The sequence below is a fragment of the Hafnia sp. genome (genome assembly GCF_036648275.1).
Lineage (GTDB): Bacteria > Pseudomonadota > Gammaproteobacteria > Enterobacterales > Enterobacteriaceae > Hafnia > Hafnia alvei.
In genome coordinates this window covers 26353-50835 of the sequence record NZ_JAVXIQ010000013.1, presented here as the reverse complement: position 1 = coordinate 50835, position 24483 = coordinate 26353, and the positions used below count along the sequence as shown (strand labels likewise).

Here is a 24483-nt window from a genome sequence, read left to right as displayed (position 1 = left end):
AGTGTTACTGATTCTCCGTCTCCGCCTCGCTCGATGCTCCAGACCCCGCAGGCGTCAAAAAAGGGACAAGCGCTTCTGACAGGCTGACAAAATCGCGGGTATCCATTTCGTTGATTTCGGTCTGTTTGAGCTGCGGTGACGTGACTCGAGTCAGCAGTACAGCCACAGAGTCCACATCCATGTTCATCACGTTAACCAGCTTCAGCCCGCGCAGTGAGCCAGCCTGTTTGATCGCATCCGTGATCGTTACCTGAGTAATTTTCTCATCGCCGCGAACAACAGGTTTTGCCAACGTAATGGCGTTGTCGTTTTTTTTGCTCATTGTTGAATACTCCGGGCGGCACGGATGTGCCGCCACTCATCAGGTTAATTAGTTACCCATTCCCAGCGCAGACGTGATGCGGTCAGGATAGATATTCTTGCCGTCTTTCTTATAGATGAAGTTCAGCAGATCAAACTCAAACAGCGGCTTGTCGTCGATGGTGAGCTTGTAATAGGTATTCTTCATCGTGTAACTGACGGAGGTGTCTTCTCCCTGCTTACTTTCGCCTCCGTCCATTTCGGTGATACGGCCGCGCAGTTCGATTTCAACCAACAAGCTTTCACCATCGGTGTAATACTCACCGGCGAAGCGGAAGCGGGTCTCGTCGATATCGCCGCAGTAGTTCAGCAAAAGCGACTGAACCAGACCGCCAACCACCATCGTGGTGTCCAGTGCGCCACTGTCCAGACCGAGATCCACCGCAGCGGAGCCAATCATCCCGCCGCCCTGAAAGTCTTCCGTCTTGCGTGTCAGCTTTGGCAGCGTCACGGAAGAGACTTTGCCGATGCAATTGCTGCCGTTCACAAAGCAGGTGAACAGACGCAGTTTGTGAGGAACCGCCATTTAGGCACCTCCCAGCGAAGAGAACGCCGATTCAAAGTATTCATCGGTGAAGGTCTGGTACATCGTCAGATCCTCCATAGGCGGAACCGGCGTATATTTATAGCGAATGCGCACCTGACCCTGACGAAGACCCGTTGTCGGGTTATCCACGATATCAAACCAGCATTCAGCGCCGATGAGCCGTCCCTGCGTTACCAGTGAGCTGAGTTTCCCGCTGATACCGCTGACCACGTCCTTGACGTTAGCCGGGGTAAGTGGTTCATCAATGGCTTCAAACTGCGCTTCCGCGATGCTGTCAGCCAGAATCTGAGCGGTACGGGTATAAACTTCAAAGATGTAATCTTTGGTATCCGTGACGCGGTTTCCCCAGAACCGGAAACCATTACGCTTGATGAGCGTTGTGATCTCTTTATTGTTCAGTTCGTTCGCGTCACTGTCTTCGGCCTGAAGCGACCAGAATACATCTTGGGAAATACCCAGCACGTTCTTGACTGACACGTTGGAAAGCGATTTATGCCAGCCCTGATTGTTGTCAATCATCGCACGCAGCCCGCAGGCATAGGCTGGGGCAGGGAAGGTTTCGTTCTCACCGGTCAGCGGGTTATAGGCGATAAAATCAGGCCAGATAAGCATGAGTTCGCGGTAGGCGAAGGTTGCACGATATGCGGTAGCCTCCGCCATCGTTTTGCAGCCGTAGCAACTGGCATAAACAAACGCGCGCAGGTTCTGTGCAATGACGCACAGCGCGGAGGTCACTTCCTCTGCGTCGTAGCCTGGTGCCGCCAGAATGCGCGGACGATAGCCGACCTTCTGTTCAGCCGTCAGAAATGCGTACATGCCGGTATAGCTGCCGTCTTCTGCCGTGCCGCCCATGATAAGCTGCGCCTGCGTTTTACCGCCTTCCTCTTCCGTAGCTGCTGCCACGCGCACAACGATCACCTTTGGGCTGGTCTGGTCAGCGATGGCTTTAAGCGTTTTGTACAGGGAGCCGGTTTTACCCGCCTTACCCAGCACGTTGTTAACCCGCGTCACTAACACGGGGGTATTCAGGGGAAAGGCTTCCGCATCGGCATCATCCGCCACGGCGACGACCCCAATGACATTCGATTCAATGTCATTGATAGCCGCCACAAGGTCGGTATTTTCCCGGATGCGGGCACCATGAAAGCGATCTTCCGCCATAGTTTCCACCATTACGTTATTGAGTTCGCAGTGATAATCCCCCATGTTTGCCGAGCACTCACGCTATTGTGGGTCTGGCCGGACGCTGACAACAAAAACCGATTTGGTCTCTCCCGCGCGCGTGGGATCCTTCGCCGGAAGAAGGGGGGGAATATGACACTTACAGACCTGACAAAATCACTTAACGACGCCGTTAGCAGTTATAACGATTCACTGACCGAGGCGATAAAAAGTCCGGGATTCAGTATCACGATGGGCGGCAAGGTGCTGACGCAGCTTGACGAACGGATCATGTCGTTGTCACTGACTGACAACAGGGGGTTTGATGCCGATCAGCTGTCCATATCCATTGATGACAGTGACGGTATGGTTGCACTGCCGCCGCGCGGGGCTGAGCTTGCCGTATCATTGGGCTGGTTGGGTGAACCGCTGATTTACAAAGGGCTGTACACGGTTGACGAGGTTTCTCACGAAGGCCCGGCAGATACTATCGGCGTTACCGCCCGCAGCGCTGATTTTCGTGAAGAATTCAACGTGAAGCGCGAAGTCTCATGGCATGACGTGACCGTTGAGCGCGTTGTGTCGGCAATAGCGCACCGATACGGACTGAAGGCGCAGATCAGTGAAATGCTCATAGATATTGAGATTGATCACGCCGACCAGACGCAGGAAAGCGATATGTCATTCCTTACCCGCATGGCGGACATGCTGGGCGCAATTGCCACCGTTAAGAACGGCAGTCTGCTGTTTATCTTGCCAGGTGGTGGTGTTGCCGCTGACGGGAAGGCGCTTCCCTCTGCCAGCATTGATCGCACGAGCGGCGATCGGCACCGCTTTCGTATTGCCGATCGGGATGCGTATACCGGCGTTAGGGCTTACTGGCTGGATCTCAATTTTGGTAAAAAGAAAAAGGTCAGTGTTAAGCGCCGCAAGCCTGCAAAGCCCAAAAAAGAGAAGAGCAGCAGCCGTGAGGGCGATTACATGGAGGGTGCAGACGGTAACGTTTATGTCCTGCGCAAGACCTATCAGAATGAGGAAGCGGCAAAACGTGCAGCGGCGGCAAAGTGGCAACAGCTTCAGCGTGGTGCGGCAGAGTTTTCGATCACCCTGGCGCGTGGCCGCGCTGAGCTTTACCCCGAAATGCATGTTACGGTTAGCGGTTTTAAGGATGAAATAGACAATCAGGACTGGATCATTGCGCGTGCTGAGCACGTCATTGACGACAACGGTTTTACCACCAGGCTTGAACTGGAAGCAAAAATACCTGACTGGATAGCGGAAACTGAATAAAATGAAATGGAGTTCAACTCCCACAGGGGAGCCATCATTATGTTCAGATGTCCATTCTGCGGCGCTATGGCCCGCACCCGTACTAGCCGTAAAATAACCGATATGACAATCCGGCAATATCACCAGTGTCAAAATATGGAGTGTAGCCGGTCATTCACCACGCTAAACAGCGTGGAAAGGGAAGTAACAAAACGTGCAGGCACTGCGCCGTTACCGCCTGATTTCATTCCCCGTGATGCTTTTCCAGCGTCCCACTATGGAAGGGATCAATTAAGCCTATCTCTATGACAAAAGCCCCGTTAACATTCGGGGCTTTTTGATTTAATGCTTAAAAAATAGTAATAATAAAAATGCGTCAATGATTACAAAACAATTCTAACGGTAGGGAAAGGATGAAAAAATCACTCACAGCTTTAATCATTTGCACTGGTCTTTTTGGGTCGGGAGCGGCATTGGCCGCAAGTCTGAAAGGAGATTACCCAGCTTGTACTTCTGAGGATGAATTCAATAGACTCCAGTCAATAATTCAACACAAAGATAAAGAGTCTCTGGCTGAGATATTCAAAACATCTTGCTTTATGCCAAAGAAGGGGGTGAGTGTCGATAAGGTGGTCTCGATGGGGTGGACTAGCGGAATAGCTCACGTAAAAGTGTACGTCAAAGGGAGCCTTTATGACCTTTGGACAAACACAGAGAACTTATCGTCAGATTAATCCAGCGCTAGAAATAAAAAGCCCCGTTTACTTTTAACGGGGCTTTTTCGTTGTATTGTGGATTCTTTTGTCGAAGTGTAGTCAAAATGTAGACGAAGATTAGAATAAATCCTTTTATTCCATTGTGTTACTGATTGGGTTTCTTCACCATCCCTGTCTTCCCCACCTTACGGTGGGGTTTTTTTTGTCTGTATTTTGAGGGTTACGGATTGCTGTGTCTTGATGCAGCGCGTAGTTCCCCGTAGATATAGTTCTTATAACTATCCACGAGTTTTTGGTCGGCGCAGTCGTTGAGTTCACCTTTGCAAAGGTGGCGCATTTCAATATTTGCGCGATAAAACGGCGAAACGTTTAAATTGGCATGTTCTAAAACCATCCCACCTAGGAAAGCAATATCCGTCATTCGCCCTAAATCGGTAACGGCTGGCGAGTTGGTGTTATCACGCAGGCTAAATTGGGTTAAATGCATCGGGTCTGACAGCGTGGTGGTGTAGCCATTGGCCCAATCAATAGCAGGCTGGTGATCGCCAAAGTGCATAAAAATGGTCGGTTTCTGGCGTGTATCAACAAAGTGGAAGAAATCCGCTAGTGCGGCATCAGAGGTCTTTATTTTTTCCACATAGTGGCTGAACTCGCCAGCAGAACCACTATTTTTTACGTAGTTTGCTAGATGATAATCGTCGCTGTGCTTTTCATCATAAGGGCCGTGTTCATACATGGTTAACGCATATATAAACAGTGGCTTATCTGTTTTTTTCGACATGATTTGCTTGACGTATTTCAACATGTCGGCGGTGCTGATGTGCCAAAGGTTATCCTCAAGTTTACCGGGATATCCCAGTTCTTGTGGCTGAAGGATTTGGTCAATTCCCATCTCGTGGTAAGCATGGCCCGCGTTATAGGCTGATTTATTAAATGGTGTAAGCACGATGGTGTAATAACCATTGTTTTTCATCTGTTTAAATAAACTGTCATTAACGTGGTCGACAGCAGAATAGAAAACGGAGTTTTTCATGGCACCAAAATCATCGCTGCGTAAGCCGGTTAACAGGGCGAATTCAGATAGCCACGTACCGCCACCAAATGTTTGTACGCGCATTGGCGTATGTGCTTTTACATTACCGCCATGCTCAAACATGGTGAGACTTGGCATCATTTTCGGATCGGGTACTGAATAGAGTCGAGGATCGACCGTAGACTCTTGTAGCAAGACGATGATATCTGGATGTTGGCTGTTGCTAGCGGTGTGGAGATTTAACGCAGCGGCTCGTTGTTTAAAATATTCGGCGGTTTCGCCGCTAAAAGTGGGAGGCTCATAGCCAACTTCACTGGCTGACATCACAAGGTTTGAAACAACGCCAGTTCCCCCTGGAAGCGTTGTGGCCCAAACGTGCTGATACTGTGTGACACACAGCGCGACCAATGCCCCACTGACAACGATCATTCCTGCCCCAGACCACCATACGCGGACGTTCGTCTTGCGCTGGGCTGCACGCCATGTCACAACCACCGTGGCCACTATCCATACCAGCAATCCGAATATGGCCAGCCCTGCTGAAGGGTAATGCAGCAGCGTGGCAGTATTGGAGGGATCGGCAGCCAGATAGATGTCAGGAAACATTAAATGGTCCTTGTAGTAGTGGACTTTTAGCTGGTTAATAAACTGCAGCACGATAACCAAAAGACTACTGATCGATAGGGCAAATAGGGCTCTACCTGAAAGCAAATAGAAAAAGCCGACAGTAAAAATAAATGCACTGAATGCGGCGACTGCCGGATAGATGGCCGATAGCGTATTGCCTCCAAGGATGACAATTGCAACGATGACTAAAAGCAGGCTGTATGACCATGTTTTAGGGCTTTGCTTAAAATGGTTTAACGTTGAACTCTTTGACTGCTGGCGTGATGCGGGTGAGCGAAATTGGCCCATGATGATCTATGCCTCAGGCGATTTCATTTCATAGAAGAGCACATCATGTTGCTGTGTCATTCAATGGCATGTAAATCAGAATGATTAAAAGCTGCTCAAATATCGGTGGTTGCCGATTTTGCGGATATGGCCGTCTGGGTGATAACAATTGATGCGGCAAATTAAGATGATCGAAGTGAGAGAGTTGGTCAAGCTGTCGCCGAGCAGATATATCTTTCCAAACGTAACATGGCATGATGCTAATCCGACCTGAACCACGTCATTTTCCAACAGGCTTTTTTTTGTCATTAATTCGCTATACTGAACAGCCCTAATCGTTAAAGGAAATTTTCATGGACCAGCAGTATGCACGGTTAGTCAAAACCGCTGCGCTGGGAGCCACGGTTACTGCCACCGCTCTCCTTATTATTAAAACGCTTGCCTGGTGGCATACTGGCTCGGTGAGCCTATTGGCGTCGCTGGTGGATTCTGTGGTTGATATTGCAGCCTCGCTGACAAACCTGTTTGTGGTTCGCTATTCCCTTCAGCCGGCTGATGAAGAACACACGTTTGGCCACGGTAAAGCCGAATCGCTGGCCGCGCTGGCTCAAAGTATGTTTATTTCTGGTTCGGCGCTGTTTTTATTCCTTACTGGGTTCCAGCACCTTATCAATCCAGAGCCGATGACCGATCCCGGCCTAGGGATTGGAGTCACCATTATTGCTTTAGCCTGTACGATGGTATTGGTCACTTTCCAGCGTTGGGTAGTGCGTAAAACGCGCAGTCAGGCAGTGCGTGCCGATATGCTCCATTATCAGTCTGATGTGATGATGAACGGCGCGATCCTTATTTCTCTGGGGCTGAGCTGGTATGGCTTTACTCGCGCAGACTCCCTGTTTGCGTTGGGGATTGGGGTTTATATCTTGTATAGCGCGCTGCGTATGGGATATGAAGCCGTACAGTCTTTGTTGGATCGGGCGTTGGACGACGATGAAAGACAAGCGATCATTGATATTGTGCACGCTTGGCCGGGCGTTAGCGGCGTGCATGATCTAAGAACCCGTCAGTCGGGGCCGACTCGTTTTATTCAGTTACATATTGAGATGGACGATAACCTGCCTTTAATTCAGGCTCATGGCATTGCTGAACAAGTTGAGCAGGCGATTTTGCGGCGTTTCCCTGGTTCGGACGTGATTATCCATCAAGACCCCTGTTCAGTGGTGCCTGATGGGCAAAAAGGGCATTGGGAGCTCTAATCACGGCTAAACTATAAGAAATAATGTTATTAGTGTGGTGGGTTTCTAAATTTATTCTTTAAGTGCTTGGGAATTTTTTTACCACAAACTAGACTGACCTGAATCAATTCAGCTGGATAACTTTGATATAATATTCAGCAGTAGCAGCGATAAACGTTCATTTTTTATACCTGTGTCCTGTACCACATATAATAACGTTTAGCGCGATGGCGAAAACAATTCTTAAGAATAGCATCTACAAGCTCAGAGGTAGTCATGATCAAGAAAATCGGTGTATTGACGAGTGGCGGTGACGCTCCAGGTATGAACGCTGCGATCCGTGGTGTTGTACGTGCAGCGTTAGCGAAAGGGTTAGAAGTCTACGGTATTGAGGACGGCTACCTTGGCTTGTACGAAGGTCGAATGAAGCAGCTGGATCGCTCTAGTGTTTCAGACATGATTAACCGTGGTGGTACTTTCTTGGGTTCTGCGCGTTTCCCAGAATTCCGTGATGATAAAGTACGTGAGAAAGCCGTTGATAACATGCGTAAAGTTGGTTTAGACGCATTGGTTGTTATCGGTGGTGATGGTTCATACATGGGTGCGAAACGCATCACTGAAATGGGTTTCCCTTGCATTGGTTTGCCGGGCACTATTGATAACGACGTAGCCGGTACCGACTACACCATCGGTTACTTCACCGCGTTAGAAACCGTGGTTGAAGCGATTGACCGTCTGCGTGATACCTCTTCTTCTCACCAGCGTATCTCTATCGTTGAAGTGATGGGCCGCTACTGTGGCGATTTGACTCTGGCGGCGGCGATTGCCGGTGGCTGTGAGTTCATCGTTCTGCCAGAAGTTGAGTTCAAACGCGAAGATCTGGTTAACGAAATCAAAGCGGGCATCATCAAAGGCAAAAAACACGCGATTGTGGCTATCACCGAGCATATCTGTGATATCGATGAGTTGGCGAAACACATCGAGCAAGAGACCGGTCGCGAAACTCGCGCAACGGTATTGGGTCACATCCAGCGCGGTGGTGCGCCGGTTGCTTATGACCGTATTTTAGCTTCCCGTATGGGCGCATACTCTATTGAACTGCTGCTGCAGGGCTATGGCGGCCGTTGCGTTGGTATTCAGAACGAAAAACTGGTTCACCATGACATCATCGACGCCGTTGAAAACATGAAGCGTCCGTTTAAAGGTGACTGGTTAGAAACAGCGAAAGTGCTGTACTAATCGTTTCTCAAATCAAAAGTGAATGTGATTCTAAAAGCCCCTTTCTGGGGCTTTTTGTTTATCTCTATGAATAAATCCCCTGAGTAAAACGCTTTTTATTATTCCTTGAAGGTATAACTGTATCTTTTTTATTCTTTAATGATTTCGCGGGTTTCTGGCAGGCTCTACCTTAACTTCTTGGGGACAAAGTTTTGGAGAGCGGTGATGCATAAATTCGGGATTGGGCTGTCGTTACTGCTGGTGGCTACCGGTGCACTGGCAAAAGATATTCAGTTGCTAAACGTTTCTTACGATCCAACGCGAGAGCTTTATCAACAATACAACGAGGCTTTCAGCAAACACTATAAGCAAGAAACGGGCGACAATGTGACGATCAGACAGTCTCACGGTGGCTCGGGTAAGCAGGCGACCTCGGTCATCAACGGTATCGAAGCCGATGTTGTCACGCTTGCGCTGGCTTATGACGTTGACGCGATCGCTGAACGCGGCCGCATTGATAAAAACTGGATTAAACGCCTACCGGATAACTCCGCACCTTACACCTCGACCATTGTATTTTTGGTACGTAAAGGCAATCCCAAACAGATCCACGACTGGAATGATTTGATCAAGCCGGGCGTTGCCATTATCACGCCTAACCCAAAAACCTCAGGCGGCGCTCGCTGGAACTATTTAGGCGCATGGGGTTATGCATTGCAGAACAACAACAACGATCAGGCGAAAGCCAAAGAGTTCGTGAAGGCGTTGTATAAGAATGTTGAGGTGCTGGATTCTGGCGCGCGTGGCGCAACCAATACCTTTGTTGAGCGAGGCATTGGTGATGTGCTGATCGCATGGGAAAACGAAGCGTTGCTGGCGCAGCATGAGCTGGGCAAAGATCAGTTTGAAATCGTGACGCCAAGCGTTTCTATTCTTGCAGAGCCAACGGTATCGGTTGTCGATAAAGTGGTCGATAAGCGCGGTACGCGTCAGGTGGCTGATGAATATTTGAAGTATCTGTATTCACCAGAAGGGCAAACTATCGCGGCGAAGAACTATTACCGTCCGCGCGACGAGGCCATTGCCAAACAATACAGCCAGCAGTTCCCACAGTTGAAGCTATTTACCGTTGACCAAGTCTTTGGTGGCTGGCAGAAAGCGCAAAAAGAGCACTTTTCAACCGGCGGCGAGTTTGATCAAATCTCGCAGCGATAAAATATCAGATATAAAAAAACCCCGGAGATCCGGGGTTTTTGCATTTAAAGCATAAAAAAGCGATTAGGCTTTTTTCGCTTCAGCTGCTGCTTTAACGATAACTGCGAAAGCGTCAGCTTTCAGAGATGCACCGCCAACCAGCGCGCCATCGATGTCTGGCTGGGTGAACAGCTCAGCAGCGTTAGCGGCATTTACAGAGCCACCGTACTGAATGATTACTTCTTCAGCGGCTTCAGCGTTGTGTTTAGCGATATGATCACGGATGAATTTGTGAACGGCCTGAGCCTGTGCTGGAGTTGCAGATTTGCCAGTACCGATTGCCCATACTGGTTCGTAAGCGATGACTGCACCTTTGAACACCTGAGCGCCCATGGTTTTCAGCACGGCGTCTAACTGACGCGCACAAACTTCCTGAGTTTTGCCTGCTTCGTTTTCTGCGTCGGTTTCACCGATGCACAGAACAGGGATTAAACCTGCTTCTTTAACCGCTGCGAATTTCTCAGCAATGAATTCGTCGCTTTCTTTGTGGTAAGTACGACGTTCTGAATGGCCGATAATGATGTATTTAGCACCAACATCTTTCAGCATCTGAGCAGAGGTTTCACCAGTGAATGCGCCAGATGCGTTGATACCAACGTCTTGCGCGCCCAGAGCGATACGAGAGCCTGCCAGAGTATGTGCAGCCTGATCCAGATAGATAGTTGGTGGCGCGATAGCAACGTCACAGTTGGCCACTTCGCTCAGTTCGTTACGCAGCGCAAGGATCAGTTCGTTGACCATGTGGTGGCTGCCGTTGAGTTTCCAGTTGCCCATGACTAATGGTTGACGCATTTTCATTTCTCCAATTCGGGAACACATAATCGTAAAAGTCTGCCTTACGGCATTGTCTGTAAATCAGTATAGAAAGCTCGCGACTAAGAAGTTTTGTTTTCCATCATGAAATACGAAAGGATGCGACTAAGTTACATTATCTGATAACGACAGCTTAATCGGTTCAACAGCGAAAGTAATACCTTTTTCTGCGCTATCTGACACCACATAGCGCAATGCCCCATCGTTTTGGGCGAAATAGAGCTGGCCTTTCCCTTTATTCAGCAGTGAGGAGACCTTCGCGGTGCATTGATCAAAGGACAGTGTAGGCGAAAAATGACGCATGATGGCGGCCATATAATTTACAGCCAGCGCACGTGATGCTTTGTCTTTGTCGTCCGGTTTAACCGTTTTCTTATCCTCTGCTTTACCGCTCTCTTTTTCATCTTTTACGGGAACGGGCGGGATATAAGTAATCTGTAAGCTTTTAATCTTACCGGTGCCTTTTTCCAGCACTACGGAAGAGTAGAGGTCGTCATTGATTTTGCTTGCCGCGCGGGTAATCGCGGTTTCTTCATTTTTGACGCTGATGGCACGGTATTCATTGATGATGAGCGTTGGATTTTCAATATTGTACTTAGACCGGAACTCAACCAGCGTTAAATCAAAGGTAGGTGCGTTTGGGAGCAGATAAGGCGCCGCAGGGAGTTCGTCACTCAGAGAATGTTTTTCATCTGCTGCATGAGCTGAGAAGCTAATGGTGGAGGCCCACAGAAGCAGTATTGGTAAGAGAAAAACTTTGTTGGATGTGTAGCAACTCATTTTTTTCATTGTTGGTCTGATTTTCCAATTCACTATTCTGAATGCTGGTAATACACACGCCTGATACCTGATTAAAGCGTTTTAGGAGGGTGATTGTCAAAATTGTGTGCAAAATTCCCCGATGGCCAATCGAGATAAGGTAGACTTTGCCGCCATTAGGTTTAATTACGTAGGTAACGTCGGAAAATGACCATTCAAAAATGGTGTTTCTCTTTTAACGGACGAATCGGGCGGAGCGATTTCTGGATTTGGATGGGATTGTGGGCGCTGCTTTTAGTGATTATTTTTTCCATTGCGGGAAGCGGCTGGGTTTCACTGCAAACGGCGGCATTTGGCTTGGTATTTTCTCTTTGGCCAACGGCTGCGGTGCTGGTGAAGCGTTTGCACGATCGCAATAAGTCAGGCTGGTGGGCGCTTTTAGTGGTACTGGCATGGATGTTAGCCGCGGGGAATTGGAGCATGTTGGCCGAGATCTGGCAGTGGGGCGTTGGGCGTTTTGTCCCTACGCTGATTGGCGTGATGATGCTGATTGACTGCGGCTCATTCGTGGGCACAGAAGGCGATAACCGTTTTGGCGCAGAGCCTACACCTGTCGATTTTAAGAACGCAGGGCGTTAAACCAAGAAAAGTGCCGGACAAATTATCCGGCACCCGATCGTGGCGCTATTACCAGTAATGCTCGCTGGTGATATGACCTGGTTTACGGCGCAGATGCTTACGCATGCCACGCGTTTCCTTCAGTACCTGCTGGGTATCGCGCACCATCTGCGGATTACCGCACAACATAATGTGGCTGTTATCGGCATCAATTTTCAGACCGACGGAGGCTTCCAGCGAGCCATCCTCAATTAGTGCGGGAACTCGACCCTGCAGTGAACCCGCAGCATTCTCACGGCTCACTACGGTTTGAATCCGCAGTTTACCGTTATAACGCTGTTCAAGTTGTTGCATCAGCGGCAAATAGCTTAGGTCTTGCGCCAAGCGAGCGGCATGAACCAAAACGATATTTTCAAAGCGCTCTAGGTCTTTGCCTTCCTGCAGAATCGACAGATAAGGCCCCAGCGCGGTCCCTGTCGCGAGCATCCATAGCGTATTGCAGTCAGGCACCTCTTCCAGAACAAAGAAGCCTGCGGCCTCTTCAGTCACCTGTAAAGTATCTCCGGCCTGCAAGCTGTGCAGGCGAGGGCTGAGCTTGCCATCAGGCACGGTCACCAGATAAAACTCTAAGTTATTATCACTCGGCGCGTTGACGTAAGAGTAAGCGCGTTGCACGCGCTCACCGTCGATGTCTAAGCCGAGTTTGGCAAACTGGCCAGCCGTAAAGGCTTTGACCGGTGCTTGCACCTGTATGCTGAACAGATTATCTGTCCAGTGTTGAACTTGAGTAATGGTTCCCGTTACCCATTCTGCCATGGTTACAACTCCCGAGGTGTAATGCGATATGCACAGCGGCGTGAGTTGGAAATAATATGCTCGACTCGGTCGATTTCATAGTTCGGCCCTAAAAGACGATGCAATAAACTCAGCTCTGAGTTGCATAAGTTACCGCAGTTATGGGCTGCAACGCCAATCGGACAGTGGTTTTCGATCAGGACAACGGCATCGTCTTCGACTTCCAACTCGGCCATATAGCCGTCGTTTTGGCGCAGGCGAGCCAAGGCCTGAAAGCGTTCCTCACCTTCGGGATGCTTTTCAAGCTCGGTCGTATAACGCTGGAAGAGAGAGTCTTCGCGCACGTTAATGAGTTTGTCGACGCCTTCATCACCAAATAATTGCTGTGCAGCGCCAAGTAACACGCGTGACAGATCTTGATGACGATCTGGGAATTGGCCGTGGCCCTTGGTGGTTAATGACCAATAACGCGTTGGGCGACCTACCTTGGTTCTGGCCTCTTCATAACAGACAAGCTCACGTTGCTCGAGCTGCTGTAAATGCTGGCGAATGCCCATAGTCGTGATAGAAATTCTATCTGCGAGCATTTTGGCTGATTGAGGGCCTAGGCTCTTCAACTGCAGCATAATCAGTTCTGGTGTCTTCATGACTCAAATCCTTTTGGAAAGTGGGTATATAGTTTAATAACTTATAAATCGCTATTAAATGATTAATATTCTCTATTTTTAATCTCGTCGCAGAAAGAACATGTTGCTGTAACTTTTTCTTTACGAGTCGGGTACTTTTATATGCCAAATCGCACCAGGATAAAGAACCTTACTCTCTCGTTTATTTAAACCAATCTGTTAGATTATGCGCCGATCTATGGGTTTAACTTCCTGACTTTCACCAAGTGAATGGTCGATTATACTAATTTAATGCGTCGGCAAGCGTAAGATAATGAGAAAGCTCGAAAATTTTCATCTGTTAGTGATGTTGATTCTATTAGTCGCCGTTGGTCAGATGGCGCAAACCATTTATGTGCCTTCTATTGCCGATATGGCGCGCGATTTAGGCGTGCGTAGCGGTGCGGTGCAGGGCGTAATGGCGGCGTATTTACTGACCTATGGTGGCTCGCAGTTGATCTACGGTCCGATATCCGATCGGGTGGGGCGTCGTCCCGTTATTCTGCTGGGTATGGGGATTTTCATCGCTGGTGCGCTGTGGGCATTGCTGTCTACCAATTTAGACATGCTGATCATGGCGAGTGCCTTGCAAGGTATGGGAACAGGTGTTGCCGGTGTGATGGCGCGAACGATGCCGCGCGATCTTTACGAAGGGCCTTCTCTGCGTTATGCCAATAGCCTATTAAACATGGGCATTCTGGTCAGCCCGCTGCTGGCACCGGTAATCGGCGGCATGTTGGATTCGATATTAGGCTGGCGTGCTTGCTATGGCTTCCTGCTGTTGCTTTGCGTTTGCGTCATGTTTTCGATGTATCGCTTTCTGCCAGAAACTCGCCCTGCCAATGCGCCGCGTAAGAATATGCTTGCCAGCTATAAGATGTTGCTGACTAATGGCTCGTTTGGCTGTTATCTGATTATGCTGGTTGGTGGACTGGCTGGGGTAGCAGTATTTGAAGCTTGTTCCGGCGTCTTAATGGGCGGCGTATTAGGGCTTAGCGGTATTGTCGTCAGTATTCTGTTTATTCTGCCTATTCCTGCGGCCTTCTTCGGCGCTTGGTACGCAGGGCGTCAGGGAAAAAGCTTCTCTACGTTGATGTGGCATTCGGTGATTAGCTGTTTGGTTGCCGGATTCATGATGTGGATACCAGGCTGGTTCGGCATTATGAATATCTGGACGCTGGTTGTGCCTGCGGCGTTGTTCTTCTTTGGCGCTGGAATGCTGTTCCCACTGGCGACCACCGGTGCCATGGAGCCATTCCCATTCTTGGCGGGTGCTGCGGGTGCTTTAGTGGGTGGATTGCAAAACGTAGGTTCTGGTGCGATGGCGTGGTTTTCAGCGCTGTTGCCTCAGACGGGGCAATTCAGCTTAGGCATGTTAATGACGGCAATGGGCGTGATGATTCTGCTTTGTTGGCTGCCACTGGCGCATAAAATGCAGCAGCAAGGGCATATGGCGTAGTCGTTGAATTAACATCGTTCAGCCTCCTCGAGAATGGGAGGCTGAACGAGTAAAACTAGATAATCAATTCGCAGATCTTCGGATCTTTACGGTCCAGATAATGCGTTGAGCGAATACGGCGAATAGTGCGCGACTTACCGCGAACCAGCAGCGTTTCCGTTGTCGCCATATTGCCTTTACGATAAATCCCCTCCAGCAAATCGCCCTTAGTGATCCCCGTTGCGGAGAACACCACGTTATCGTTACGTGCCATTTCATCCAGACGCAGCACTTTACCGGCTTCAATACCCATTTCAGCGCAGCGCTTCAGCTCTTGCTCGCCTAAAGCACGGTTTTCAGGCGTGTCGCCTTTTACGTCGTGACGTGCCAGCAGGCGGCCATGCATATCGCCATCCAGAGCACGAATGACGGCGGCTGATACCACGCCTTCAGGCGCACCGCCGATGCCATACATCACATCGACTTCGCTTTCAGGCATGCAGGTTAGAATTGAGGCGGCAACATCACCGTCAGGAATGGCAAAAACTTTAACGCCCATCGCCTGCATTTCCGCAATAACGCCATCATGGCGAGGTTTTGCCAGCGTGATGACGGTCAGTTCATGAAGTGGTTTTTCCAGTTTTTCAGCCACTAAACGCAGGTTTTCAGCCAATGGACGATTTAAATCGATAACGCCCTTAGCTTGGGGGCCAACGACTAACTTTTCCATATACATATCCGGCGCGCGTAAAAACGTACCCTTATCACCGACAGCCATCACGGCGAGCGCATTTGACTGCCCCATGGCCGTCATGCGAGTGCCTTCAATAGGATCTACCGCGATATCAACCTGATCGCCGTTGCCGGTACCGACACGCTCGCCAATATATAACATTGGTGCTTCATCGATCTCGCCTTCGCCGATGACGATTTCCCCGTCGATATCGACCTGGTTGAGCATAATGCGCATCGCATTTACGGCCGCGCCGTCGGCGGCATTTTTGTCACCACGACCTAACCATTTATAACCTGCCAGTGCTGCGGCTTCTGTGACGCGGGAGAACTCGATGGCTAATTCACGTTTCATTGTAGATCCGTATTGGTTACTGAAAGTTTGAAGGATAAAGACGGGAGGGGATTTTAGCACAAGGTGAGTGGGGGGATTGGAAAACGATTACCGCTGCTTTATATCTCCATGCTAGACCTGTGAGGGGTTTCGTACGCCAGTCAGCTCAAATGTTCCTATGAGAACGCCGGCGTAGGCGTCCGATGAGAGCCCCGTTGCGCGGGGGCTCTCAACTCGCGCGCTTTCACCGAGCTGTTTGGCCGACCGGTCTCGGAGCGCACGTCCTGTGCGCCCTCAACCTGCCACCAGCATCCCTGCTGGCGGCTCTAAAATGCATTCTTTCAACAGGACAAGACAAAAGGCAAAAGACACACTTGTCTTTTAATTGTTTAAGCTTTGGTAGAGAGAGCCGCCGGTACAGGGATATACCGGCGGAGTTTGGGGCGCCCTGGATGGGCGATACCAAACCGGAGCGGAGATGGCGTCTCGGATAAAAGCGCGCGGGTGTTGGGTGCGCGCGCTGGCGCACCCAACTCGGACGCCTTCGCCTTAGCTTATATGTGAGTACCGCCGTTGAGAGGCGGTCGAAATCTTACACCGTAGTTTTATACATAACTGGCGAGCTCAATATCAATCGTGCTCTTCCCACGCCTGAGCACGCGTCACCGCTTTTTTCCAGCCGCTGTAGCGATAGTTACGTTCCACGGTTTCAATGCTTGGACGGAATTCACGTTCGATAGTCGCTTTGCTGCGTAGCTCTTCCAGATCGCTCCAGAAACCAACGGCTAGGCCAGCCAGATAAGCAGCACCCAATGCGGTGACTTCTAGCACCTCAGGGCGCTCAACACGCGTACCAAGGATGTCAGACTGGAACTGCATCAGGAAGTTGTTGGCAACGGCACCACCGTCGACACGCAGCGCTTTCAGGCGAGTGCCGGAGTCTGCCTGCATGGCGTCCAGCACATCACGAGTTTGATAGGCGATAGATTCCAACGTTGCACGAATGATGTGGTTGCTGTTGACGCCGCGGGTTAGACCGAAGATAGCGCCACGCGCATACGGGTCCCAATACGGTGCGCCCAAACCGGTGAAGGCGGGAACAACGTACACGCCGTTGCTGTCTTTTACTTTCGTGGCAAAGTACTCAGAGTCGGCTGCATCGTTGATAAGTTTCATCTCATCGCGTAGCCATTGAATAGATGCACCACCGATAAATACCGCACCTTCCAGCGCATAGTTAACTTCACCGCGTGGGCCACAGGCGATGGTGGTTAACAGGCCGTGTTTAGAAGGAACTGCTTCTTTGCCCGTATTCATCAGGAGGAAGCAGCCAGTACCGTAGGTATTCTTCGCCATGCCTTCCTGAACACACAGCTGGCCATAAAGCGCCGCCTGCTGGTCACCCGCGATGCCCGCGATTGGAATACGAGTCCCGCCTTTACCACCGATGTTGGTTTGGCCATAGATTTCTGACGATGGGCGTACGGTTGGCAGCATTTCGCGAGGGATATCCAGCGCTTCCAGCATGCGCTCATCCCACTCAAGGGTGTGGATGTTGAACATCATGGTACGAGAGGCGTTGGTATAATCAGTGACGTGAACACGCCCCTGAGTCATTTTCCATACCAGCCACGTATCCACGGTACCGAATAGCAGTTCGCCGCGCTTCGCACGTTCACGTGAACCTTCAACGTGATCCAGAATCCATTTTACTTTGGTACCGGAGAAATACGGGTCAACCACTAAGCCTGTATTGTGGCGAATGTACTCTTCCATGCCCGCTTTTTTCAGCTTTTCACAAATGTCAGCGGTACGGCGGCATTGCCAGACGATAGCGTTATAAATTGGCTTACCGGTTTCTTTTTCCCACACGATGGTGGTTTCACGCTGGTTGGTGATACCGATACCGGCGATTTGATCTGAACTAATATCTGCCTTCGCAAGAACTTCGACCAGAGTAGAACTTTGCGTCGCCCAAATCTCCATTGGGTCATGTTCAACCCATCCTGCTTTTGGATAGATTTGCTCAAATTCACGCTGAGAGACGCTGATGATATTAGCGTCATGATCCAGTACCACTGCTCGTGAGCTGGTGGTTCCTTGGTCGAGCGCGACGATGTATTTTTTTTCGGTCGTCATAACATTAATCCTGCGTTGATGAACTGAAAACGACATGGTGTCTCAAAGAGATGAAAACCGGCGCAGACATCGCCTACGCCGGTGAATGACTAAGCCTTACGCTGTTCGGGTTTCGCTGCTGGCTCATCTTCTAACTTGCACACATCACATGGCAAGTGGCGGCCAATCAATGAGCGGTAACCGAAGGCACCAATACATGCACCGACGATTGGGCCAAAGATAGGCACTAAGAAGTATGGAATATCACGGGCACCCGTAAAGGCCACTTCACCCCAGCCTGCCACATAGGCAAAGATTTTAGGACCAAAATCACGTGCTGGATTTAGGGCAAATCCGGTTAGTGGCCCCATGGATGCACCGATAACCGCGATCAGGATACCAATCAACAGCGGCGCTAATGGCCCACGCTGAATCCCGTTGCCGTCATCGGTAAGGGCGAGGATCAAGCACATCAGAATGGCGGTAATCACGGTTTCAACCAAGAAAGCTTGTCCAACCGAGATATGTGGATTTGGGTAAGTTGAGAATACGCCCGCCTGATCCAAGCTGGCTACGCTGCCGCGCACGATGTGGTTAGCTTGTTCGAAATCGACAAACAGGTTGTGATATAAGCCATACACCAGCGCAGCCGCGCAAAATGCACCTGCGATTTGCGCGATGATGTAAGGCACAACCTTACGTTTATCGAAGCAGGCAAATAGCCATAACGCGATGGTCACGGCAGGGTTAAGGTGTGCACCAGAAATGGCGGCGGTAAGGTAAATTGCCATGGCAACACCCAAGCCCCAAATGACGCTTATTTCCCACTGACCAAAACTTGCGCCCGCCAGCTTGAGTGCGGCTACGCAGCCACATCCAAAAAATATCAGCAACGCGGTGCCAAGAAACTCAGCGATGCATTGCCCTTTTAACGTTGAACTAGCTGTTTGGCTCATGACTTGATGTCCTAACGACGAATTATTGTAGGGAGTAAGGATCAGCCCTTATCTATTTATTTTGGGCTTGTTGTAAATTTATCGTTAACGAGCAAAAACGAGAAATAGCGAAATCAAAATGTGTGTGCTTCGTCATAAAAATGAGTGAAGCCGCGCATTTCGTGCTCTTTTAGCGAAAATTTTTTGTGATCTGACCACTGACACAGATCATGGTGACACGATTTTGTAAAATAATTGTGAAAACAACATCGTAGAGAAAAATGCGTTTTTTAAGGATTTGCTGATAGGCAGAAGGTGCGAATTTGTTACAGACTGCACTTTGCCTCTGTATCGCGCTAGACAGTAGAGAATGGGGTACATACAATCGGAGTTGAAACGAATTTATTGCGCAGTGGCTTGCGTGCCTTGAGGTGACAGCAGCCGTTGTGTTTATGGGCGCAACTATATTTTCGCAGTGGGTGCTAAAGAAACGCACTCACTACAGCAGATGTACGCCTGGCTATGATAAGGGGACAGAAGAATGTCATTTGAAGTATTTGAAAAATTGGAAGCAAAAGTTCAGCAGGCGATTGATACCATTACGTTGTTGCAGATGGAAATCGAAGAGCTGAAAGAACAAAACACTCAACTGAATCAAGAAGTTCAGCAAGCCGCTGGCTCTCGTGAGTCTTTGGTGCGTGAAAACGAACAGCTTAAAGAAGAACAAACTGCATGGCAGGAGCGCCTGCGCTCTTTGTTAGGCCGCATGGATGAAGTTAACTAAGCTATCTTTGTTCATGGTTAAAATATAAAAAAGGCGCTCATTGAGCGCCTTTTCTCACAAAGAATGCGATGGATTATTCAAGATCCAACGGTTCTTCGGAAAGAATAATACCGGTGTTATCTGCATAAAGATGATCACCAGAGAAGAAGGTTACGCCGCCGAAATTGACGCGAATATCGCTTTCGCCGATGCCTTCTCCGTCTGCGCCAGCAGGAATGGCTGCCATTGCTTGAATTCCGATATCCAGTTCCTCAAGGTCGTCGACCTGACGAACGGCACCGTAAACCACAATGCCTTCCCACTCATTCTGAGTTGCAAGACGAGCCAGTTCCGCGTTGATTAAAGCACGACGCACAGAACCGCCGCCGTCGATGACCATTACGCGTCCACGTCCGTTTTCTTCCAGCAATTCATAGAGCAGGCCGTTATCCTCAAAGCATTTCACCGTAGTGATCTGCCCGCCAAACGAAGTACGCCCACCAAAGTTGGAGAACAACGGTTCTACTACATTCACATCTTCATGATAAATGTCGCATAGTTCGGAAGTATCGTATTTCATAGGATTAACGTCTGTTTGCCGCAGGGAGGTCTAGTATATCCCCTTATTCATGTTGTTTGCAAAAACACCAATTGTTAAATATGGCTAAACGCGGCGCTGGCGCACGTTTTGCGCGCCAGCGAAAAGAAGGGAATTAGCTGAGCACGGTGCCAATGGCGAATAAGACGTTGGCTAGTAAGGCACTTTTCACCATGTTTTCTAGCATCGGTCGCATTGCTTCTGGCGTGCGGTGCGTGAAAACGTAGCGGCCATGCTTATACAGCATGGGGATAGCGAGAACGAACAGCCAGCCAAACGCGCTTTTGAGATTCACCAAGGCGAACAAGGCTAGGCATACCACGGCGCCAATCAGTAAAACGACGTGGTAGACGCGTGCTTTAATAGGCCCGAGACGTACAGCGAGCGTGTTTTTGCCATTCACCGCATCGTTTTCGATATCGCGCAGGTTATTGATATTCAAAACCGCAGTGGCTAAGAAACCACAGGCAGTGGCTGGCAGCATGACAACGCTGTCAAAAGTCCCCGCTTGTAGATAATACGTACCGGCTACGCTGAGCCAGCCAAAGAACACCAACACAGAAATATCGCCTAAGCCCATATAGCCATAAGGGCGAGTGCCAACGGTGTAGGTAATCGCGGCGACGATGGCCATCAAACCTAAAACCAAAAAGCCGATGATATCTTGTGGCTTCTGGCAGGCGACGGCAATTAGCGCAATGCCGGATAAAATGGTGATCACCACGGTAATGCCAAGCGCTCGCTTCATCTGCGCTTGGGTTATCACGCCTTTTTGCATACCACGTAGTGGCCCGATGCGCTCTTCGGTATCGCTGCCTTTTACGGCATCGCCATAGTCATTGGCGAGATTGGAGAGGATTTGCAGCATCGCCGCCGTCAGTAGCGCAAGCAGGGCAATTTCGACCTTAAAGGTATGTTGCCAAGCTGCAATGGCAGAACCGGTGACAATGGATGCCAAAGCCAGCGGCAAGGTACGCAGGCGCAAACTTTCCAACCAGGCGCGTGGCCTGCTAATTGTTGTTGATGAACTCATTATTCGCTTCAGTCGCTCAGGGGATCCCATCGTGAAATATTCGGGTGAGGGTTCCAGTTAAGGTCGGTAATCTACCATATTTTATCAAATGGATATTGTATACCCGTTATACGTGATGCTGCCTCGGTGTTAGCCGCGACGTGCAACGCCAATAGTTTAGGGTATAGACGTAAAAAAAGGAGGCCAAAGCCTCCCTTTTACGACAACCGATAGGGACGGTTCTTAAAACGAATTATAGGATAAACCGGCTCAGATCTTCATCTGCAACGAGCTCATCAAGATGATTACGCACATATTCAGCATCAATCGTCACTGTTTGACCGCTCATGTCGCTGGCTTCGAAGGAAATTTCTTCGACCAGACGTTCCAGAATGGTATGTAAGCGACGTGCACCGATGTTTTCTGCGCTTTCGTTAACTCGCCATGCCGCTTCAGCAATATGACGCACGCCGTCAGCGGTAAAGTTGATGCTCAGGCCTTCGGTAGCCATTAACGCCTGATACTGTTCTGTCAGGGACGCACTTGGTTCGGTCAGGATGCGTTCGAAGTCTTCTGTCGTCAGCGCCTGTAGTTCAACGCGAATTGGCAGACGGCCCTGCAGTTCTGGGATCAGATCCGATGGGCTGGACACCTGGAATGCACCAGAAGCAATAAACAGAATGTGATCGGTTTTCACCATGCCGTGCTTGGTGGAAACAGTGCAGCCTTCGATCAGAGGCAACAGGTCACGCTGAACGCCTTCACGGGAAACGTCTGGGCCAGAGGATTCACCGCGCTTACAGATTTTGTCGATTTCATCGATAAATACGATACCGTTTTGCTCAACGGCGTGAATCGCCTGCTCTTTCAGCTCTTCTGGATTAACCAGTTTTGCGGCTTCTTCTTCAATCAGTAGCTTGAACGCTTCTTTGATTTTGATTTTGCGCGCTTTCTGCTTTTGTCCGCCCAGATTTTGGAACATGGACTGCAGCTGGTTGGTCATTTCTTCCATGCCAGGAGGTGCCATGATTTCAACGCCAACCGGTGAAGCGGCTAATTCTAATTCGATTTCTTTATCATCGAGCTGACCTTCACGCAGTTTCTTGCGGAAGCTCTGGCGCGCAGCGGATGGCTCGGCGCTTTGCTCAGCCTGACCCCAGTTGTTTTTTGCAGGTGGGATCAAGACGTCCAGAATACGCTCTTCGGCCATTTCTTCGGCGCGATAGCGGTTCTTCTCGATGGACTGCATGCGCACCATTTTCATGGCAGAGTCAGTCAAATCACGGATGATAGAGTCAACTTCTTTACCCACATAGCCCACTTCAGTGAACTTGGTGGCTTCAACCTTGATGAACGGTGCGTTGGCTAATTTAGCCAGACGACGGGCAATTTCGGTTTTACCGACGCCGGTTGGGCCAATCATCAGAATATTTTTTGGTGTCACTTCATGGCGCAGCTCATCGTTAAGCTGCATACGACGCCAGCGGTTACGCAGAGCAATTGCCACGGCGCGTTTTGCCGAGTGTTGGCCAATGATGTAGCTGTCGAGTTCGCTGACAATTTCGCGTGGGGTCATCTCAGACATGTTTGGAGTCCTTACGCTTTGGAGTCTAATTCTTCAATGGTGTGGAACTGATTGGTGTAGATGCAGATATCACCAGCTATACCCAGCGCTTTATCAACGATTTCGCGGGCACTCAGTTCTGTGTTTTCTAGCAATGCGCGAGAGGCTGCCTGAGCATACGGGCCGCCGGAACCTATCGCGATTAAATCATTTTCAGGCTGAATAACGTCACCGTTACCGGTGATGATGAGGGAGGCGTTTTCATCCGCGACGGCCAGCAGCGCTTCGAGTTTGCGCAGCATGCGGTCGGTGCGCCAGTCTTTGGCAAGCTCAACGGCGGCTTTAACCAAATGTCCCTGATGCAGTTCCAGTTTACGCTCAAAGAGTTCGAACAGGGTGAAGGCATCTGCGGTGCCGCCAGCAAATCCGGCAATAACGCGGTCGTTATAGAGACGGCGCACTTTACGAACATTACCTTTCATCACGGTATTGCCCATGGTCGCCTGACCATCACCACCGATCACCACTTTACCGTTGCGGCGTACGCTTACTATTGTTGTCACGAGCAGACCCCCGTAGCTGACGAAATAAGAACCCCACACCTTTGTGTGGGGGCATTGTCAGATAGATGGGGGGGATATTTTGCTTTTCAACCCCCGACGGAGAGGGCAATACAGCCAGACATCCCATCACCCTTCAATCGTTGCAGCATTTTGTCTGCTGAAGCGCGGCTGGTGTATGGGCCTAACAGAACGCGATTCCAGCCACCGCCAGCGGTAATACGGCTTTCAACGCCGCCAAAGGCAAGCTGGGCTCTGACTGATTCAGCCTGATCGGTGCTGCGGAATGAACCGCATTGCACCATCCATTTCTGCGTGTTTTCTTTCTCAGGTGCTTTCTCTGGCGCTTTTTCTGTTTTGGTCTCTTTTGCTGGCGCAGGCTGTTCTGCCACGCTCGTTACCGGCGCAGGTTTTTCTTTATGCGGCTGCTGAACCGGTGTCTGAGTCGTTTGCACTGGTGGTGCTGCGCGCACAGGACGTGCCGGTTCAGTGGTGGCTTGGCGAGGCTGAGAAGGTGCCGTATTTTGCTGAGAGAACGGATTGCGTGGCTGCGAACTCGTGACCGGCTGTTGCTGGGTATAGGTTTGATCCGGCATCCGGCTATTTTGCGGCGCGCGACGTGCAATCTGCGTTTGATCGTTATACGGCACTTCAGACAGCTGAGTTGGCTGCTGACGCATATCAGACTGCATTTGGTCGAGAAGCTGGCGCTGTTCTGCGGTCAGCTGTGGCTGCTGCGTAGGTGCAGTGGCTGCGCTACTGGTGGGATCTGTAGGCGTAGCAACGCCAACCTGACGATTCTCAAGCTCTTTGATGTAACGCCAGCGCTCTTCCGGTTTTGGAGGAAGACCATTACCCGCATGTTTTGCCTGCGTAGGTAACAGTTCATCACTGTCTGGCTTATGGTGAGTCAGGAAATAAAGGCCGGCAGCGAAAGTCACTAAAACCCCCAAGGCGACAACCACCATGGTTTTAGAGATACCCCGAGATGATTTTTTCTTTTTCCGGGTATTGGTTTTGCGCTTCGCTCCTGATGAGCGGCCCCGGCTCACATAGTCTCTTTGTGCCACTGTCTTTTCGCTACATCGTGAT

At 50.0% G+C, this 24483-nt stretch carries 24 protein-coding genes; 8 read left to right on the top strand and 16 right to left on the bottom strand.

The genetic code is table 11. The features are described from left to right. Positions 1–4: 4 nt before the first annotated feature. The 3 genes from RSC70_RS12970 to RSC70_RS12960 are packed head-to-tail and all read right to left on the bottom strand — an operon-like array spanning position 5 to position 2068. Positions 5–322 (bottom strand): phage tail assembly protein, encoded by a 318-nt coding sequence (locus tag RSC70_RS12970; RefSeq protein ID WP_332542661.1) that lies wholly within the window; start codon positions 320–322, stop codon positions 5–7. 48 nt (positions 323–370) lie between these two features. Then, positions 371–886, bottom strand: a complete 516-nt coding sequence (locus tag RSC70_RS12965) for a phage major tail tube protein (protein ID WP_332542660.1) — start codon at positions 884–886, stop codon at positions 371–373. Further along, positions 887–2068, bottom strand: a complete 1182-nt coding sequence (locus RSC70_RS12960; RefSeq protein WP_332542659.1) for a phage tail sheath family protein — start codon at positions 2066–2068, stop codon at positions 887–889. It abuts the gene before it with no gap. Between the two features lie 153 nt (positions 2069–2221). Here RSC70_RS12960 and RSC70_RS12955 point away from each other — a divergent pair, with 153 nt between their 5' ends. Both RSC70_RS12955 and RSC70_RS12950 read left to right on the top strand, forming a co-directional pair. Next, positions 2222–3358 (top strand): contractile injection system protein, VgrG/Pvc8 family, encoded by a 1137-nt coding sequence (locus RSC70_RS12955; protein ID WP_332542658.1) that lies wholly within the window; start codon positions 2222–2224, stop codon positions 3356–3358. A gap of 39 nt (positions 3359–3397) precedes the next feature. Then, positions 3398–3646, top strand: coding sequence for an ogr/Delta-like zinc finger family protein (locus tag RSC70_RS12950; protein WP_332542655.1), 249 nt, complete (start codon positions 3398–3400; stop codon positions 3644–3646). Between the two features lie 627 nt (positions 3647–4273). Here the strand turns inward: RSC70_RS12950 and RSC70_RS12945 are convergent. Next, on the bottom strand, positions 4274–6001 hold the full coding sequence (locus tag RSC70_RS12945; protein ID WP_149227540.1) for an LTA synthase family protein: 1728 nt from the start codon (positions 5999–6001) through the stop codon (positions 4274–4276). A 332-nt stretch (positions 6002–6333) separates the two neighbouring features. Between RSC70_RS12945 and fieF the strand changes: the two genes are divergently transcribed. From fieF to RSC70_RS12930, 3 genes are all read left to right on the top strand, one after another. Next, positions 6334–7236 carry a CDF family cation-efflux transporter FieF gene (gene fieF, locus RSC70_RS12940; protein ID WP_025801485.1) on the top strand — a complete coding sequence of 301 codons (903 nt, stop codon included), beginning with the start codon at positions 6334–6336 and terminating at the stop codon, positions 7234–7236. A 255-nt stretch (positions 7237–7491) separates the two neighbouring features. Then, complete coding sequence (pfkA, locus tag RSC70_RS12935) at positions 7492–8454, top strand: 6-phosphofructokinase (protein WP_025801484.1); 963 nt, start codon at positions 7492–7494, stop codon at positions 8452–8454. A 204-nt stretch (positions 8455–8658) separates the two neighbouring features. Beyond that, on the top strand, positions 8659–9648 hold the full coding sequence (locus RSC70_RS12930; protein ID WP_040045222.1) for a sulfate ABC transporter substrate-binding protein: 990 nt from the start codon (positions 8659–8661) through the stop codon (positions 9646–9648). A 63-nt stretch (positions 9649–9711) separates the two neighbouring features. Here RSC70_RS12930 and tpiA read toward each other — a convergent pair whose 3' ends face one another. Both tpiA and RSC70_RS12920 read right to left on the bottom strand, forming a co-directional pair. After that, entirely contained in the window at positions 9712–10479 is a 768-nt protein-coding gene (gene tpiA / locus RSC70_RS12925; protein WP_025801482.1) for a triose-phosphate isomerase, read from the bottom strand. Positions 10480–10605: 126 nt separating this feature from the next. Next, the gene (locus RSC70_RS12920) at positions 10606–11289 is read right to left on the bottom strand and encodes a DUF1454 family protein (protein WP_332542721.1); all 684 of its coding nucleotides are present in this window, start codon (positions 11287–11289) and stop codon (positions 10606–10608) included. Between the two features lie 177 nt (positions 11290–11466). On the opposite strand from RSC70_RS12920, the gene RSC70_RS12915 reads away from it, so the two are divergent. Next, the gene (locus RSC70_RS12915; protein WP_332542652.1) at positions 11467–11898 is read left to right on the top strand and encodes a DUF805 domain-containing protein; all 432 of its coding nucleotides are present in this window, start codon (positions 11467–11469) and stop codon (positions 11896–11898) included. 48 nt (positions 11899–11946) lie between these two features. On the opposite strand, the gene fpr is transcribed toward RSC70_RS12915, so the two are convergent. Together fpr and RSC70_RS12905 are read right to left on the bottom strand one after the other, a co-directional pair. Next, entirely contained in the window at positions 11947–12693 is a 747-nt protein-coding gene (gene fpr, locus RSC70_RS12910) for a ferredoxin--NADP(+) reductase (protein ID WP_332542651.1), read from the bottom strand. A 2-nt stretch (positions 12694–12695) separates the two neighbouring features. Beyond that, entirely contained in the window at positions 12696–13319 is a 624-nt protein-coding gene (locus RSC70_RS12905; RefSeq protein ID WP_025801478.1) for a helix-turn-helix transcriptional regulator, read from the bottom strand. A 292-nt stretch (positions 13320–13611) separates the two neighbouring features. On the opposite strand from RSC70_RS12905, the gene emrD reads away from it, so the two are divergent. Beyond that, positions 13612–14796, top strand: coding sequence for a multidrug efflux MFS transporter EmrD (gene emrD / locus RSC70_RS12900; RefSeq protein ID WP_040045220.1), 1185 nt, complete (start codon positions 13612–13614; stop codon positions 14794–14796). 55 nt (positions 14797–14851) lie between these two features. On the opposite strand, the gene glpX is transcribed toward emrD, so the two are convergent. The 3 genes from glpX to RSC70_RS12885 form a co-directional block, all read right to left on the bottom strand. Then, on the bottom strand, positions 14852–15862 hold the full coding sequence (gene glpX, locus RSC70_RS12895) for a class II fructose-bisphosphatase (protein ID WP_040045219.1): 1011 nt from the start codon (positions 15860–15862) through the stop codon (positions 14852–14854). A 609-nt stretch (positions 15863–16471) separates the two neighbouring features. Next, positions 16472–17980: a glycerol kinase GlpK gene (glpK, locus tag RSC70_RS12890; protein ID WP_040045218.1), complete on the bottom strand. Its 1509-nt coding sequence runs from the start codon at positions 17978–17980 to the stop codon at positions 16472–16474. Positions 17981–18069: 89 nt separating this feature from the next. Next, the gene (locus RSC70_RS12885; RefSeq protein WP_046360695.1) at positions 18070–18915 is read right to left on the bottom strand and encodes an MIP/aquaporin family protein; all 846 of its coding nucleotides are present in this window, start codon (positions 18913–18915) and stop codon (positions 18070–18072) included. A 520-nt stretch (positions 18916–19435) separates the two neighbouring features. Between RSC70_RS12885 and zapB the strand changes: the two genes are divergently transcribed. Then, entirely contained in the window at positions 19436–19678 is a 243-nt protein-coding gene (zapB, locus tag RSC70_RS12880) for a cell division protein ZapB (RefSeq protein WP_025801471.1), read from the top strand. 73 nt (positions 19679–19751) lie between these two features. Here the strand turns inward: zapB and rraA are convergent, their stop codons facing one another. The 5 genes from rraA to ftsN form a co-directional block, all read right to left on the bottom strand. Next, positions 19752–20237 (bottom strand): ribonuclease E activity regulator RraA, encoded by a 486-nt coding sequence (rraA, locus tag RSC70_RS12875; protein ID WP_004094220.1) that lies wholly within the window; start codon positions 20235–20237, stop codon positions 19752–19754. Between the two features lie 133 nt (positions 20238–20370). After that, positions 20371–21288, bottom strand: a complete 918-nt coding sequence (locus tag RSC70_RS12870; protein ID WP_046458888.1) for a 1,4-dihydroxy-2-naphthoate polyprenyltransferase — start codon at positions 21286–21288, stop codon at positions 20371–20373. 232 nt (positions 21289–21520) lie between these two features. Beyond that, positions 21521–22852, bottom strand: a complete 1332-nt coding sequence (gene hslU / locus RSC70_RS12865) for an HslU--HslV peptidase ATPase subunit (protein WP_040045216.1) — start codon at positions 22850–22852, stop codon at positions 21521–21523. Between the two features lie 11 nt (positions 22853–22863). Next, positions 22864–23394, bottom strand: coding sequence for an ATP-dependent protease subunit HslV (gene hslV / locus RSC70_RS12860; protein WP_025801467.1), 531 nt, complete (start codon positions 23392–23394; stop codon positions 22864–22866). An 86-nt stretch (positions 23395–23480) separates the two neighbouring features. After that, positions 23481–24461 carry a cell division protein FtsN gene (ftsN, locus tag RSC70_RS12855; protein WP_332542646.1) on the bottom strand — a complete coding sequence of 327 codons (981 nt, stop codon included), beginning with the start codon at positions 24459–24461 and terminating at the stop codon, positions 23481–23483. Positions 24462–24483 lie beyond the last annotated feature (22 nt).

Coding starts and splice junctions, on each gene's coding strand:
- RSC70_RS12970 (WP_332542661.1), bottom strand. CDS start 322: ATGAGCAAAAAAAACGACAACGCCATTACGTTGGCAAAACCTGTTGTT.
- RSC70_RS12965 (WP_332542660.1), bottom strand. CDS start 886: ATGGCGGTTCCTCACAAACTGCGTCTGTTCACCTGCTTTGTGAACGGC.
- RSC70_RS12960 (WP_332542659.1), bottom strand. CDS start 2,068: ATGGCGGAAGATCGCTTTCATGGTGCCCGCATCCGGGAAAATACCGAC.
- RSC70_RS12955 (WP_332542658.1), top strand. CDS start 2,222: ATGACACTTACAGACCTGACAAAATCACTTAACGACGCCGTTAGCAGT.
- RSC70_RS12950 (WP_332542655.1), top strand. CDS start 3,398: ATGTTCAGATGTCCATTCTGCGGCGCTATGGCCCGCACCCGTACTAGC.
- RSC70_RS12945 (WP_149227540.1), bottom strand. CDS start 6,001: ATGGGCCAATTTCGCTCACCCGCATCACGCCAGCAGTCAAAGAGTTCA.
- fieF (WP_025801485.1), top strand. CDS start 6,334: ATGGACCAGCAGTATGCACGGTTAGTCAAAACCGCTGCGCTGGGAGCC.
- pfkA (WP_025801484.1), top strand. CDS start 7,492: ATGATCAAGAAAATCGGTGTATTGACGAGTGGCGGTGACGCTCCAGGT.
- RSC70_RS12930 (WP_040045222.1), top strand. CDS start 8,659: ATGCATAAATTCGGGATTGGGCTGTCGTTACTGCTGGTGGCTACCGGT.
- tpiA (WP_025801482.1), bottom strand. CDS start 10,479: ATGCGTCAACCATTAGTCATGGGCAACTGGAAACTCAACGGCAGCCAC.
- RSC70_RS12920 (WP_332542721.1), bottom strand. CDS start 11,289: ATGAAAAAAATGAGTTGCTACACATCCAACAAAGTTTTTCTCTTACCA.
- RSC70_RS12915 (WP_332542652.1), top strand. CDS start 11,467: ATGACCATTCAAAAATGGTGTTTCTCTTTTAACGGACGAATCGGGCGG.
- fpr (WP_332542651.1), bottom strand. CDS start 12,693: ATGGCAGAATGGGTAACGGGAACCATTACTCAAGTTCAACACTGGACA.
- RSC70_RS12905 (WP_025801478.1), bottom strand. CDS start 13,319: ATGAAGACACCAGAACTGATTATGCTGCAGTTGAAGAGCCTAGGCCCT.
- emrD (WP_040045220.1), top strand. CDS start 13,612: ATGAGAAAGCTCGAAAATTTTCATCTGTTAGTGATGTTGATTCTATTA.
- glpX (WP_040045219.1), bottom strand. CDS start 15,862: ATGAAACGTGAATTAGCCATCGAGTTCTCCCGCGTCACAGAAGCCGCA.
- glpK (WP_040045218.1), bottom strand. CDS start 17,980: ATGACGACCGAAAAAAAATACATCGTCGCGCTCGACCAAGGAACCACC.
- RSC70_RS12885 (WP_046360695.1), bottom strand. CDS start 18,915: ATGAGCCAAACAGCTAGTTCAACGTTAAAAGGGCAATGCATCGCTGAG.
- zapB (WP_025801471.1), top strand. CDS start 19,436: ATGTCATTTGAAGTATTTGAAAAATTGGAAGCAAAAGTTCAGCAGGCG.
- rraA (WP_004094220.1), bottom strand. CDS start 20,237: ATGAAATACGATACTTCCGAACTATGCGACATTTATCATGAAGATGTG.
- RSC70_RS12870 (WP_046458888.1), bottom strand. CDS start 21,288: ATGAGTTCATCAACAACAATTAGCAGGCCACGCGCCTGGTTGGAAAGT.
- hslU (WP_040045216.1), bottom strand. CDS start 22,852: ATGTCTGAGATGACCCCACGCGAAATTGTCAGCGAACTCGACAGCTAC.